Here is a 14174-nt window from a genome sequence, read left to right on the forward strand (position 1 = left end):
CGATTGCCAAGTGCCCGCGATCCACGAGGTCGTTATGCCCGCCCATCGGCGGTAATGACCATATTTTCTGCTGTGGTCCGACTTCTTGGCGACGTTACCCGAGCCTGGGTCGGACTCCGAGTACCGCAGTACCGACGCGTACATGTGTCGCTCCGGCCGCAACGGCTTGTTCGAGGTCCGTACTCATACCTGCCGAGACCATGTTCGCAGCCGGATGGGCACGGCGCATAGCAGTCGACAAATCCATCAGCCGCTCGAACGCCGCCTGTTGGCGCCCGGCATAGGGTCCGGTGAGCGGCGCCACGGTCATCAGCCCGTCGAGGCGGAGCCCCGGCGCCGCAGCGACCAGATCGCCCAACTCCTCGATCCCGCCGACCCCTACGCCTCCCCGCTCCCCCCGGCCGCTCTCCTCCGCGTCCAGCGCGACCTGGATGAGACATCCCACCTCGCGCTCGCTGCGCACCGCCTCCTTCGACAGTGCGGTGACGAGCTTGGCGCGATCGACGGACTGCACGAGATCCGCGTAACCGAGCACGGAACGCACCTTGTTGGTCTGCAACTGACCGACAAAGTGCCAGGAGAGCGGCAGATCGGAACATTCCGCCGCTTTGGGCGCCGCGTCCTGATCCCGGTTCTCGGCGACATGACGCACACCGAGTTCGGACAGGATCCGCACATCACCGGCGGGATAGGTCTTGGTGACCACGATCAGGGTCACCTCTTCACGCTTGCGCCCGGCGGCCACGCACGCCGCCATGATGCGATTCTCCACTTGCGCCAGATTTCCGGCGAGTTGACCCCTGCGGTCCGTCATGTCCTATCAGTCCAGCCAGACATAACCCGCGAGCCGCCCGGTGGTGCGGTCGCGGCGGTAGGAGAAGTGGTCCGCCGATTCGAGCGTGCACACCGGCGACTGCTCCCGGTCACGCACCCCGAGCCGTGCCAACTGGGCGTGCACTCCCGCGGTCACATCCACCGACGGCGTGCCCCAACTGGTCTCGGCATGTGCGGCGGGTTCGACGGCGGCGACCTCGGCCCGCATCGCGTCCGGCACTTCGTAGCACCGCCCGCAGACGGCGGGTCCGGTGCGGGCGACGATCCGGGACGGCTCGGCACCCAGCTCCGCCATGGCCCGTACGGCGGCGGGGACGACGCCCGCGACCATGCCGGGCCGTCCCGCGTGGGCGGCGGCGACGATTTTGGCGACGGGATCGGCGAGCAGTACCGGCGTGCAGTCCGCGGTGAGCACGGCGAGGGCGAGTCCCCGGCGCGCTGTGACGATCGCGTCGACGCACGGGATCTCCGAAGAGAGCCACGGACCGTCGACCACCGCCACGTCCGACCCGTGGACCTGGTTCATCCAGACGACCTGGGCCGGGTCAAGGCCCAGCGACTTGGCGGCGAGTTCACGATTGGTCCGTACGGCGTCGGGGTCGTCGCCGACCGCTCCGCCGAGGTTGAGCTCCTCGTACGGAACGGCGCTCACCCCGCCCCACCTGTCGGTGAAGGCGAAGTGCGCGCCGCTCACTGTGCTCGTTCCGGAGCGCTGTCCTATCACTTCAGGAAGTCCGGCACGTCCAGCTCCTCGGCCGCGCTGTCCGAGTACGAGCGGGACGGCGGGACCGGCGGCGAGACCGGGATCTCGTTGACCGGCTCCGGCGCGGGCGCCGAGGTCTCCTTCGGCGTGACGCTGCCGAGCGAGCCGAAGGACGGGCGGCTGTCGGAGGAGGACCGCACCGGAGTGGGCTCCTCGCGCTTGGCCGAGGACGCGCCGAGGATGTTGTCCCGCTTGGTCGGCGGCTGACCGCCGTCGAAGCCGGCGGCGATGACGGTGACCCGCACCTCGTCGCCGAGCGCGTCGTCGATGACCGCGCCGAAGATGATGTTGGCCTCGGGGTGCGCGGCCTCACTCACCAGCTGGGCGGCCTCGTTGATCTCGAAGAGACCGAGGTCGGAGCCACCGGAGATGGAGAGCAGCACGCCACGGGCGCCGTCGATGGAGGCTTCGAGAAGCGGCGAGGAGATCGCCATCTCGGCCGCCGCCACCGCGCGGTCGTCTCCACGGGCCGAGCCGATCCCCATGAGGGCCGAACCGGCCTCGGACATCACGGACTTGACGTCGGCGAAGTCGAGGTTGATCAGACCGGGTGTGGTGATGAGATCGGTGATGCCCTGAACACCGGACAGCAGGACCTGGTCCGCCGACTTGAAGGCGTCGAGGACGGAGACCTGGCGGTCCGAGATGGACAGCAGCCGGTCGTTCGGGATGACGATGAGGGTGTCGACCTCTTCACGGAGTTCGGCGATGCCGTCCTCCGCCTGGTTGGCCCGGCGCCGTCCCTCGAAGGTGAACGGGCGCGTGACCACGCCGATGGTGAGGGCGCCGAGCGAGCGGGCGATGTTGGCGACGACGGGTGCGCCGCCGGTGCCTGTGCCGCCGCCCTCGCCGGCCGTCACGAAGACCATGTCGGCCCCCTTGAGGACCTCCTCGATCTCCTCGCGGTGGTCCTCGGCCGCCTTGCGGCCGACGGCCGGGTTGGCTCCGGCGCCGAGTCCGCGGGTGAGTTCCCGGCCGACGTCGAGCTTGACGTCGGCGTCGCTCATCAACAGAGCTTGCGCGTCGGTGTTGATGGCGATGAACTCGACGCCCTTGAGACCGACCTCGATCATCCGGTTGATGGCATTGACACCACCGCCGCCGACACCGATGACTTTGATGACTGCGAGGTAGTTCTGCGGTGCTGCCACGTCGAAGGCCTCTCGCCTCGAGTTACGTGTCGTCGCCTCGCACGTTCGCGATCCGACGACTGATGCCGAATGGGACGGTCCGAACGCCGACCCGAACCCTAACGTTGAAGTTTAGGGTTACCAGTGTGTCTGTTCCTTGGACTCTTCCGAACAGGACACTAAGTCGACAAGTGGCGCACGTTCAACGAACACGCCGAACCTCCCGTTTTTCTTTTCACCCTATGTGATCAGCCGTAGCAGTGCCCAACCAGGGTGCTGGCCTGCGCAGATGTGCGTCAACTCCCTGATGACGCAGGGGCGGTGGGGACACTTACGTCGAAGTGCCGCGCCTCGGGAGCCGCTTTCATGAGAGCGGTGAGCGTACGGGCCTTCGCCGCGCCCTTCTCGCTGCTCCCCCACTCGACGGTCCGGCCGCCCTTCAACTCCAGCGAGATGGAGTCGTACGAGCCGACCTTGACGACCTGGGTGTCGCGGGCGACGGCGGCCGGAATGTCACCGACAGCCGTCACCGCCTCCCGCACCAGCCGGTCGGTGCCGAAGCGACGCAGACCCGCCGACCGAGAGACCGTCAATTCCAGTACGGGCACGCTCTTCGGAGCATCCGAAACCGTCGCGAATCGCACACCCTGGGCGTCCACTTCGACGAACTTTCCGCCCTTTTCTTCAATCAGGACCGGAGTGCGCTCGGTCACTTTCAGTCCGATTCCATGCGGCCAGGAACGGACGACATCAACCGAGTCAATTCGGGGCAATTTCTGCAGCAGTCGTTCCTCAATGGCGTCGGTGTCGACGGAAATCAGCGGCGATCCGACCGGAACATCGGCCGCTTCTCGCACCTGCTGATCCGTCAGCACCCGCATCCCGGAGGCCGATACACGCTCCACGCGCAGCCATTTCGAGCCGTAGAGAACCCACACGGAGGCGGCACCGAGCAACACCGCGGCGAGCAAAAGGATGATGAGCGTACGAGGCCGGGGCAGCCTCCCGATACGGGGCCGCCGGGGCGGGCCGGACTCCACCTTCTGCCGTTCACCGCGCTCGGCGGTAGTCGGTCCGGCCACGCGCACTCCCTCTCCCTGGCTCGGCTCACCTCCGGGGCGCCCAAGCCGATGTGGAGAGGTCGACCGTGCTCAGCCCTTCGGGCCTCCGCGCGCTCGATCTCCCGACACCGACGCGCCCCTTCGGCTCACTCGCCGAGCATTACTGGCGGCGGTGCGAGGCGATCGCCTCGTACACCATGCCGACGAGCAGGTCGTCGGCGTCCCGGCGGCCGAACTCGCTGGCGGCGCGGGACATCTCGTACAACCGGTGCGGGTCGCCGAGCACGGGCAGGACGTTGCCCTGGATCCACTCGGGCGTCAGTTCCGCGTCGTCGACAAGCAGTCCGCCGCCGGCCTTGACCACCGGCTGGGCGTTCAGCCGCTGTTCGCCGTTGCCGATGGGCAGCGGGACGTAGGCGGCGGGGAGCCCGACGGCGGAGAGTTCGGCGACGGTCATCGCGCCCGCGCGGCAGAGCATCATGTCGGCCGCGGCGTACGCGAGGTCCATCCGGTCCACGTACGGTACCGGGATGTACGGGGGCATTCCCGGCATCTGGTGCACCTGCGGCAGTTCGTTCTTCGGGCCGACCGCGTGCAGGATCTGGATACCGGCCTGCTGGAGGTAGGGAGCAACCCGCTCGATGACCTCGTTCAGGTGGCGGGCGCCCTGGGAGCCGCCCGAGACGAGCAGGGTCGGCAGCGCGGGGTCGAGGCCGAAGTAGGCGCGGGCCTCCGGGCGTACGGCGGCCCGGTCGAGGGTGGCGATGGAGCGGCGCAGCGGGATGCCGATGTAGCGGGCGCCGCGGAGCTTGCTGTCGGGCGTCGAGACGGCGACCTGGGCCGCGTACCGGGAACCGATCTTGTTGGCCAGGCCGGGCCGGGCGTTGGCCTCGTGGATGATGATCGGCACGCCCAGGCGCTTGGCAGCGAGGTAGCCGGGCAGGGCGACATAGCCGCCGAAGCCGACGACCGCGTCCGCCTTGGTGCGCTCCAGGATCTGCTCGGTCGCCTTGATGGTGCCGCGCAGCCGCCCCGGTACGGTGATCAGCTCGGGGGTGGGCTTGCGTGGCAGTGGGACGGCGGGGATCAGCGCGAGGTCGTAACCCCGCTCGGGTACGAGTCGGGTCTCAAGGCCGCGCTCCGTGCCCAGTGCCGTGATTCCCACGGTCGGGTCCTGCCTGCGCAGGGCGTCCGCGAGGGCGAGCGCGGGCTCGATGTGGCCGGCGGTCCCCCCGCCGGCGAGTACGACATGCACCGAAATTCACCGCTCTCCGGACGAACGCGCCGCCGAGGCACGCCGTCGCATTGTGTTCCATCTCCGAGGCCCCGCGTTTTCCCTCGCGGAGCCTCTCACCGCAGCCCGCTTTCTGCCAAAGCGGGGTTGCCGCATCGCGAGCGCCGCCCGCGCCGCGGGGTCCTCGCGGGCGAAGGCGATCAGCAGTCCGATGGCGAACATGGTCGGCAGCAGGGCGGAACCCCCGTAGGAGAACAGCGGGAGCGGGACACCGGCGATCGGCAGCAGACCGAGCACCGCACCGATGTTGATCACGGCCTGGGCCGTGATCCAGGTGGTCACGCCTCCCGCGGCATACCTCACGAAGGGGTCCTCCGTGCGTCCGGCCACGCGGATACCCGCATAGCCTAGAGCCGCGAAGAGGGCGAGCACCGACAGCGTCCCCGCCAGGCCCAGTTCCTCCCCGGTGATGGCGAAGATGAAGTCCGTGTGCGCTTCGGGCAGTTGCCCCCATTTTTCCACACTGGCGCCGAGCCCCGACCCGAAGAGCCCGCCCGAGGCGAGGGCGTAGATGCCGTGCACGGCCTGCCAGCAGTCGACAGGTCCCGCCTGGGGTTCGGTCGCGCCGAGGCAGGAGAGGCGCGCCATGCGGTTCGGGCTGGTCTTGATGAGGATGAACCCGAGCGTCAGGGCGATGGAGAGCACGCCCCCGAACAGGCGCGTCGGCGCCCCGGCCAGCCACAGCAGCCCGAAGAGGATGGCGGTGAGGATGATCGCCGTCCCCATGTCGCCGCCGAGCATGATCAGCCCGAGCAGCATGAAGGCCACCGGAACGAGCGGCACCAGCATGTGCTTCCACTGCGCCAGCAGCCGCTTGTCCTGCTTGCGGGCGAGCAGATCGGCGCCCCAGAGCACGAGCGCCAGCTTGCCGAACTCGCTCGGCTGGAGCTGGAAGGGGCCGCCGACGGAGATCCAGTTCTGGTTGCCGTTGACCGCCACTCCTATCCCCGGCACCTGCACCAGGATCATCAGGAAGACGGAGCCCGCCAGTATCGGATAGGCCAGCGCCCGGTGCAGCCGCACGGGCATCCGCGAGGCGACGAGCATCAGCACGCCCCCGATACAGGCGGCCAGGAACTGCTTCCGGAAGAAGTACGACCCCGGCAGCGAGAGCTGCAACGCCGTGATCTGCGAGGCCGAGTAGACCATCACCAGACCGAGCACGGTGATCAGCAGACTGCCGCCGAGGATCAGGTAGTACGCGGTCAGCGGCCGGTCCCAGGCCTTGTGGACGCGTACGTAGAGGGTGAGCAACGGGTTCTCGCGCGGGGAGCGGAGGACGGCGGGCCGCTTCGGGGCCCGCTGGACCGGCGGCCTGCCGGTGCGGCTGCTGGGCATCACCGGCTCCCGTCGTCGCTGTGGGAGGGCGTGACGCCGGGGATCTCCCCGGGCCTTTCGGGCACGAGGGGTGGGACCGTCTTGAACAGCGCCGTGCCATCGGCGGAAAGCCGCCGACGAAGCACCGGCCACGATGGCGTCACGCGTCGCTCCCAAGGGTCCCGGGCGCCCGGGCCGGCGGCTTCGGACCCGCCGTCAGGCGCCGGCGGCGCCGAGTTCGCGAACCGCTTCCGCGAAAGCGTCACCGCGCTTGTTGTAGTTGGCGAACATATCCATGGAGGCGCAGGCCGGCGCCAGCAGCACCGTGTCGCCCGCCCGAGCGAGCCCCCGCGCCTCCCGAACCGCCGCGAGCATCGCCCCAGTGTCGGTCCGGTCGAGGTCGACGACGGGTACTTCCGGCGCGTGTCGCGCGAGCGCTTCCCGGATGAGGGCCCGGTCGGCGCCGATCAGCACGGCGCCTCGCAGTCGCTTTGCCGACTTGGCGACCAGTTCGTCGAAGGTCGCGCCCTTGGCCAGCCCGCCCGCGATCCACACGATCGACTCGTAGGCGGCCAAGGAGGCTTCCGCCGCATGGGTGTTGGTGGCCTTGGAGTCGTCGATGTACGCGACCCCGTCCACGTCGGCGACGTGCGCGATGCGGTGGGCGTCCGGCCGGAAGGCCCGCAGACCGTCCCGTACGGCCGCGGCGGGCACCCCGTAGGCGCGTGCCAGGGCCGCCGCCGCGAGCGCGTTGGCGATGTTGTGCGGGGCGGGCGGATGGACGTCCGACACCTCCGCGAGTTCCTGGGCGTTCTTCTGCCGGTTGTCGACAAAGGCGCGGTCGACCAGGATGCCGTCCACGACGCCGAGTTGGGAGGGCCCGGGCGCGCCGAGAGTGAACCCGATCGCCCGGCAGCCCTCCTCGACGTCCGCCTCGCGCACCAGTTCCTCGGTGGCCTTGTCGGCCACGTTGTAGACGCAGGCGACCCGATTGCCTTCGTAGATACGGCCCTTGTCGGCGGTGTACGCCTCCATGGAGCCGTGCCAGTCGAGGTGGTCGGGTGCCAGGTTCAGCACGGCGGCCGAGTGGGCCCGCAGGGAGGGCGCCCAGTGCAGCTGATAGCTCGACAGCTCCACCGCGAGGACGTCGTACGTCTCCTCGCCGAGGACCGCGTCCAGCAGGGAGACCCCGATGTTGCCGACGGCCGCCGTACGCAGCCCTGCCGCCTTCAGGATCGAGGCGAGCATCTGGACGGTGGTGGTCTTGCCGTTGGTGCCGGTGACGGCGAGCCAGGGAGCCGCATCGGGGCCCCTGAGCCGCCAGGCCAGCTCGACGTCGCCCCAGACCGGGACGCCGGCCTCGGCGGCCGCGGCGAACAGCGGCTTGTCCGGCTTCCAGCCGGGCGCGGTGACGATGAGGTCGGTGCCCCGAGGCAGGGTGGCGCCGTCACCGAGGCGCACGGTGATGCCGAGCGCCTCCAGTTCCGCGGCCTGGTCCCGGGAGCGCTCGTCGTCGCCGTCGTTGACGACCGTGACGACCGCGCCGAGACCGTGCAGCACACGGGCCGCCGGGATCCCGGAGACACCGAGCCCCGCGACGGTGACGTTCCTGCCCTGCCAGTTGGTCACTTCTTGGCTGCCCATCCTGCGTAGAAGAGGCCGAGACCGACGATCACGCACATGCCCTGGATGATCCAGAAGCGGACCACGACAAGGACTTCGGACCACCCCTTGAGTTCGAAGTGGTGCTGGAGTGGCGCCATTCGGAAGACTCGCTTGCCGGTCATCTTGAAGGAGCCGACCTGGATGACCACCGACATGGTGATGAGGACGAAGAGGCCGCCGAGCAGGGCGACCAGGAGCTCCGTGCGGGAGCAGATCGCGAGTCCGGCGAGCGCGCCGCCGAGGGCCAGCGAACCGGTGTCACCCATGAAGATCTTGGCCGGCGAGGTGTTCCACCACAGGAAGCCGAAGCAGGAGCCCATGAGGGCCGAGGCTACGACCGCGAGGTCCAGGGGATCCCGCACCTCGTAACAGGCGGCCGGGTTGGTGAGCGTCTGCGCGTTGGCGCAGGACTCCTGGAACTGCCAGACACCGATGAAGGTGTAGGCACCGAACACCATCGTCGCGGCGCCGGTGGCGAGGCCGTCAAGACCGTCCGTCAGGTTCACGCCGTTGGACATGGCCAGGATCATGAACAGCGCCCAGACCACGAACAGCACCGGGCCGATGGACCAGCCGAAGTCCTGGACGAAGGAGATCTTCGTGGAGGCCGGGGTGTTGCCGAGGCTGTCGGAGAACTGAAGGGCCAGTACCGCGAAGGCGATACCGACGATCAGCTGTCCGGCCATCTTCGCCTTGGCCCGCAGACCGAGCGAACGCCGCTTGACGATCTTGATGTAGTCGTCCAGGAAGCCGACCAGGCCCATGCCCGACATCAGGCCGAGCACCAGCAGACCCGAGAAGGTCGGCGGCTTGCCGGTGATCACCTTGCTCAGGAAGTACGCGATGATCGTCGCCAGGATGAAGGCGATACCACCCATGGTCGGCGTACCGCGCTTGCTGTGGTGCTCACGCGGGCCGTCGTCGCGGATGTACTGGCCGTAGCCCTTGCGGGCCAGCAGCTTGATCAGCAGCGGTGTGCCGATCAGCGTCAGGAAGAGACCGATGACGCCTGAGAACAGGATCTGATTCATCATCAGGCGACAACCTCACCCTCGACGCCGCTGTCGAGCAGCGCGAGCGCCACCCGTTCGAGCCCGACCGACCGGGACGCCTTCACGAGCACGACGTCCCCCGGGCGCAGTTCACTGCGCAACAGGTCGACAGCCGCCTGTGCGTCGGACACGTGCACCGACTCCTCACCCCACGAACCCTCGTTATATGCGCCCAGTTGGAGCCAGGACGCTTCCCTGCCCCCGACCGCGACGAGCTTGCTGACGTTGAGTCGGACGGCGAGCCGCCCGATCGCGTCGTGCTCGGCGAGCGCCTCGTCCCCGAGCTCGGCCATCTGACCGAGCACCGCCCACGTACGACGCCCTTTGCCCATGGCCGCGAGCGCGCGCAGGGCGGCTCGCATGGACTCGGGGTTCGCGTTGTAGGCGTCGTTGACGACCGTCACGCCGTCCGGGCGCTCGGTGACCTCCATCCGCCAGCGGGAGAGGGAGCCCGCCTCGGAGAGCGCACCTGCGATCTCGTCTGCGGACAAGCCCAGCTCATGGGCGACGGCGGCCGCGGCGAGCGCGTTCGACACGTGATGCTCACCGTACAGGCGCATGGTCACGTCACTGCACCCGGAGGGTGTGCGAAGGCTGAAGGAAGGCTGTCCGCTCTCCGTGAGACGGACGTTCTCGGCGCGTACGTCCGCTTCGTCGGACTCTCCGAAGAGAATCACGCGCGCCTTCGTGCGCGATGCCATGGCCCGTACGAGGGGATCGTCGGCGTTGAGGATCGCCGCGCCGTCCTCGGGAAGGCCCTCGACCAACTCGCCCTTCGCCTGCGCGATCTGCTCACGGCCGCCGAACTCGCCGATGTGGGCGGTGCCGACGTTGAGGACGAGACCGATCTTCGGAGGGGTGAGCCCGGTCAGGTACCGGATGTGGCCGATGCCGCGGGCGCCCATCTCCAGGACCAGGAACCTGGTCTCCTCGGTGGCGGTGAGCGCGGTGAGCGGCAGCCCGATCTCGTTGTTGAGCGAGCCCGGCGTGAAGACCGTCGGCGCCTTGCTGCGCAGTACCTGCGCGATGAGGTCCTTGGTGCTGGTCTTGCCCGCCGAACCGGTCAGCGCGACGAGGGTCGCGCCCAGCCGTTCGACGACATGGCGCGCGAGGGCGCCAAGGGCCGTCTGTACGTCCGCCACGACGATCGCGGGGACGCCGACGGGCCGGGAGGCCAGCACGGCGACCGCGCCCGCGTCGACGACCGCCCGGGCGAAGTCGTGACCGTCCACGCGTTCGCCGACGAAGGCGACGAAGAGGCTGCCGGGCTCCACCTCCCGGGAGTCCCTGACGACGGGTCCGGTGACCTGTACCGCCGGATCCGGTATGTCGTACGTCTGCCCGCCGACGACTGCTGCGATCTCGGCGAGGGAGAGGGCGATCACAAGTTCATCCCTGAGTCTTCTGGATAGCTTCGCGAAGCACCTGGCGGTCGTCGAAGGGACGCACCACCCCGGCGATGTCCTGGCCCTGCTCGTGGCCCTTTCCCGCGACCAGCACGGTGTCGCCCGGCTGTGCGACGGCGACGGCGGCGGCGATGGCGGCGGCCCGGTCCTCGAAGACCTGGACCTCGCCGCGCTCGTGCGCCGGCACCTCGGCGGCGCCCGCGAGCATCGTGGCGAGGATCGCGAGGGGGTCCTCGGAGCGGGGGTTGTCGGAGGTCAGTACGGCGGTGTCGGCGAGCCGGGCGACAGCGGCGCCCATGGGCTTGCGCTTGGTCTTGTCGCGGTCACCGCCGCAGCCGAGCACCACGTGCAGCCGACCGGTCGTCACCTTGCGCAGCGCGCGCAGGACCGATTCGACGGCGTCCGTCTTGTGCGCGTAGTCGACCACCGCCAGATAGGGCTGGCCCACGTCCACCCGCTCCAGACGGCCCGGTACGCCCGGCACGGCCGCGATGCCGTCGGCGGCGGTCTGCGGGTCGAGCCCGGCCGCGGCGAGGGAGACGAGCGCGGCGAGCGTGTTCGCCACGTTGAAGGTGCCCGCGAGCGGCGACCTGGCGGTGATCCGCTCGCCCTTGGGGCCGACGGCGGTGAACGTCGAGTCCATGGGGCCGACTTCGACGTCCTCGGCGCGCCAGTCGGCGTCGGGGTGGCCCTCGGCGGAGAAGGTGACGACCGGGACGGTGGCCTCCTTGACCAGCCGGCGCCCGTACTCGTCGTCGAGGTTGACCACGCCCAGCCTGCTGCGTTCCGGTGTGAACAGCTGGGCCTTGGCCTGGAAGTAGTCCTCCATGCCGGAGTGGAACTCCATGTGCTCCGGGCTGAGGTTGTTGAAGACGGCGATGTCGAAGATGCAGCCGTCTACCCGGCCGAGGACCAGCGCGTGGCTGGAGACCTCCATGGCGACCGCCTCGACACCCCGTTCCCGCATCACCGCGAACAGCGCCTGGAGATCGGTGGCTTCGGGCGTCGTGCGCTCCGACTTGATCCGCTCGTCACCGATCCGCATCTCGACGGTGCCGATCAGGCCGGTGCTGTGGACCGTCCTGAGACCGCCTTCGACGAGATACGCCGTGGTGGTCTTGCCGGAGGTGCCGGTGATGCCGATCTGGAGCAGGCCGGGCCCGGGGTGACCGTAGATGGTGGCCGCCAGCTCGCCCATCTGCCCACGCGGGTCCTCGACGACGAGGACCGGCAGGCCGGTGGCCGCGGCGCGTTCGGCGCCCGTCGGGTCGGTCAGCACGGCGACGGCGCCGAGGCCGGCCGCCTGTGTCACGAAGTCGGCGCCGTGCAGGCGGGCGCCCGGCAGTGCGGCGTACAGGTCGCCGGGTCGCACGGCGCGGGAGTCGTGGGTGATGCCCGTGACCTCCACGGCGGCGCCCTGCGGCTTCTTGGCACCCAGCTGATCGGCGAGTTCCTCCAGGGGTGTGGCGGTGATCTGCACCGGTCGCGGCGGCCCCGGATATGTCACGGGGACGCCTTTCTGGGTGGTTTGGGACTGATCAGCGTCTGGCACGGCGGTGAGCGTACCGGGCGCACCCCCGCCGGAGCGAAGTGAGGGTGTGGACGGGCCGGGCGGCGGGGTGTGCGGCACGGCGTGGTTCCCGGGATCGGGGGTGATCGTTGTCACGAGCGGTTCCTGGCTGTTTCCGTGCTGATCAGGGCGTGAAGGTCACGGGGAGATTCGCGGCCTTGGCCCCGGTGGGCGGTACCTGAAGCGTCTTCAGGGCGAACTCCATCACCTCCTTGTAGATGGGTCCGCAGATCTGGCCGCCGAAGTAACTGCCCTTGGTGGCGTTCTGGATCGCGCAGTACACCGTGATACGCGGTTGGTCGGCGGGCGCGAACCCGGCGAACGACGAGGTGTAGCCGTTGTACTTGCCGGTGGCCGGATCCACGCGGTTGGCCGTACCCGTCTTGCCTGCGACCCGGTAGCCGGGAATGCGCGCCTTGGTGCCGGTGCCCTGCTCGTCGTCCACGACGGACTCCAGCATCTGGGCGAGGGTCTTCGCCGTCTTCTCGCTGACGACCCTGGTTTTCTTGGGCTCGGCTGCGGGCGTGAAGCGGCCGTCGGCCCCCTTCGTACCGCGCACGAGCGTCGGTTCGATGCGTACGCCGCCGTTGGCGATCGTCGAGTAGACGGAGGCCGCCTGCAGTGCGCTGAGCGACACGCCCTGGCCGAAAGGAATCGTGTACTGCTGCGAGGTCGACCAGTCCTCAGGGGGCGCGAGGATGCCCTTGGTCTCGCCGGGGAAGCCCAGTCCGGTGGCGCCGCCGATGCCGAACTTGCGCAGGTACGAGTAGAGGACCTTGTTGGCCTCCTGCTGCGTCTTGCCGAGCTGGCCGGCCGCCAGGATGGTGCCGATGTTGCTGGACTTGGCGAGCACGCCGTTGAGCGTGAGGTTCCAGGTCGGGTGGTCGATGTCGTCCTGGAAGAGCCGGTCGCCGCGCTGCAGCCGGTTGGGCACGATCACATGCGTCTCGGGTGTGGCGACCTTCTCCTCCAGCACGGCGGCCATCGACATGACCTTGGCGGTGGAACCGGGCTCGTACGCGTCCTGCACGGCCGCGTTGCCCAGCGCCGCCGGGTCGGCCTGGGAGAGGTCGTTTGGGTCGAAACCGGGCGAGTTGGCCATGGCGAGGATCTCGCCGGTCTGCGTGTCCTGCACTATCACGTACCCGCTGTCCGCCTCGGACTTCTTCACCTGCTCGGTGATGGCGTTCTGCGCGGCCCACTGGATGTCACGGTCGATGGTCAGCTCGAAGTCGGAGCCGGCCACGGCGGGCGTCTCGGTGGAGCCCACGGTGGGGACCTGGAGGCCGCCGGACTGGGCGTAGCGGATCTCGCCGTCCTTGCCCGCCAGTTCCTTGTTCAGCTCCTGTTCGAGCCCGCCGCCGCCCTTGCCGTCGGCGTTGACCCAGCCCAGTATCCCGGCGGCGAGATCTCCGTTCGGGTACACGCGCTTGCTGGCCGGGACCGCGACGATGCCCGCGAGGACGTTGACCGTGTTCTTGTCGGTCTCGGCCTTGGCCGCGAGCGTGTTCCTCAGGTCCTTGATCTGCGTCCAGACCTGGGGGGTCTGGCGATTGGCGAGCAGGGTGTAGCGCGTGTTCTTCGTCTTCAGCTTCTCGGTGACCGTGTCCACGTCCTGGCCGAGGATCGGCGCGAGCAGCGCGGCGGCCTGCTCGGGCGCGTCCGCCGTCTTCGTGGCCTCCTTCGTGAACAAGGTGGGGTCGGCCGTGATGTCGTACGCGTCCACGCTGGTCGCCAGCTCGACTCCGTTGCGGTCCGTGATCCCACCGCGCTCGGCGGCGAGCGTGCGCCCGACATACCGGTTCTGCTCGGCCTTGGCGACATAGGTGCTCGCGTCCACGGCCTGCACCTGGAGCAGCCGTACGACGAAGGCGATCATCACCAGCGTCAGCGCGAGGCTGACCATCCGGAGCCGGGGGCGCGGGCTGCCGAGCCTGAGAGGACGGGGGCCGGTGGGCCGGGCCGTGCTAGGGCGGCGCGCGGGGCGGGCGCCGGGTCCCGGGCGCCGCTGGCCTTCGGGACGTACGGGCCTGGCGGGGCCGGGCACTCGGCGGCGCGGCGGTTCCCTGTCGGACACTTCCG

General features: G+C 69.4%; 11 protein-coding genes. All 11 read right to left on the bottom strand.

The features are described from left to right. Positions 1-94: 94 nt before the first annotated feature. Positions 95-814: a YggS family pyridoxal phosphate-dependent enzyme gene (locus ACFVKT_RS33335; protein ID WP_385738517.1), complete on the bottom strand. Its 720-nt coding sequence runs from the start codon at positions 812-814 to the stop codon at positions 95-97. Between the two features lie 6 nt (positions 815-820). Beyond that, complete coding sequence (gene pgeF / locus ACFVKT_RS33340) at positions 821-1558, bottom strand: peptidoglycan editing factor PgeF (protein ID WP_385738519.1); 738 nt, start codon at positions 1556-1558, stop codon at positions 821-823. Continuing rightward, positions 1555-2748 carry a cell division protein FtsZ gene (gene ftsZ / locus ACFVKT_RS33345; protein ID WP_385738521.1) on the bottom strand — a complete coding sequence of 398 codons (1194 nt, stop codon included), beginning with the start codon at positions 2746-2748 and terminating at the stop codon, positions 1555-1557. Before ftsZ ends, pgeF begins: the two co-directional genes overlap by 4 nt. 275 nt (positions 2749-3023) lie before the next feature. Then, positions 3024-3809 (bottom strand): cell division protein FtsQ/DivIB, encoded by a 786-nt coding sequence (locus ACFVKT_RS33350; protein WP_385738523.1) that lies wholly within the window; start codon positions 3807-3809, stop codon positions 3024-3026. A 139-nt stretch (positions 3810-3948) separates the two neighbouring features. After that, positions 3949-5043, bottom strand: a complete 1095-nt coding sequence (murG, locus tag ACFVKT_RS33355) for an undecaprenyldiphospho-muramoylpentapeptide beta-N-acetylglucosaminyltransferase (protein WP_385738525.1) — start codon at positions 5041-5043, stop codon at positions 3949-3951. 6 nt (positions 5044-5049) lie between these two features. Next, entirely contained in the window at positions 5050-6420 is a 1371-nt protein-coding gene (gene ftsW / locus ACFVKT_RS33360) for a putative lipid II flippase FtsW (RefSeq protein WP_385738526.1), read from the bottom strand. 195 nt (positions 6421-6615) lie between these two features. Next, on the bottom strand, positions 6616-8043 hold the full coding sequence (gene murD / locus ACFVKT_RS33365; RefSeq protein WP_385738528.1) for a UDP-N-acetylmuramoyl-L-alanine--D-glutamate ligase: 1428 nt from the start codon (positions 8041-8043) through the stop codon (positions 6616-6618). Then, the gene (gene mraY / locus ACFVKT_RS33370; RefSeq protein WP_385738530.1) at positions 8025-9098 is read right to left on the bottom strand and encodes a phospho-N-acetylmuramoyl-pentapeptide-transferase; all 1074 of its coding nucleotides are present in this window, start codon (positions 9096-9098) and stop codon (positions 8025-8027) included. The genes murD and mraY overlap by 19 nt, the downstream gene beginning before the upstream one ends. Continuing rightward, positions 9098-10501, bottom strand: coding sequence for a UDP-N-acetylmuramoyl-tripeptide--D-alanyl-D-alanine ligase (gene murF / locus ACFVKT_RS33375; RefSeq protein WP_385738532.1), 1404 nt, complete (start codon positions 10499-10501; stop codon positions 9098-9100). Before murF ends, mraY begins: the two co-directional genes overlap by 1 nt. 4 nt (positions 10502-10505) lie before the next feature. Next, complete coding sequence (locus ACFVKT_RS33380) at positions 10506-12188, bottom strand: UDP-N-acetylmuramoyl-L-alanyl-D-glutamate--2,6-diaminopimelate ligase (protein WP_385738534.1); 1683 nt, start codon at positions 12186-12188, stop codon at positions 10506-10508. Positions 12189-12216: 28 nt separating this feature from the next. Then, positions 12217-14169 carry a peptidoglycan D,D-transpeptidase FtsI family protein gene (locus tag ACFVKT_RS33385; RefSeq protein WP_385738535.1) on the bottom strand — a complete coding sequence of 651 codons (1953 nt, stop codon included), beginning with the start codon at positions 14167-14169 and terminating at the stop codon, positions 12217-12219. Positions 14170-14174 lie beyond the last annotated feature (5 nt).

It is taken from the genome of Streptomyces sp. NPDC127595 (assembly GCF_042671685.1).
Lineage (GTDB): Bacteria > Actinomycetota > Actinomycetes > Streptomycetales > Streptomycetaceae > Streptomyces.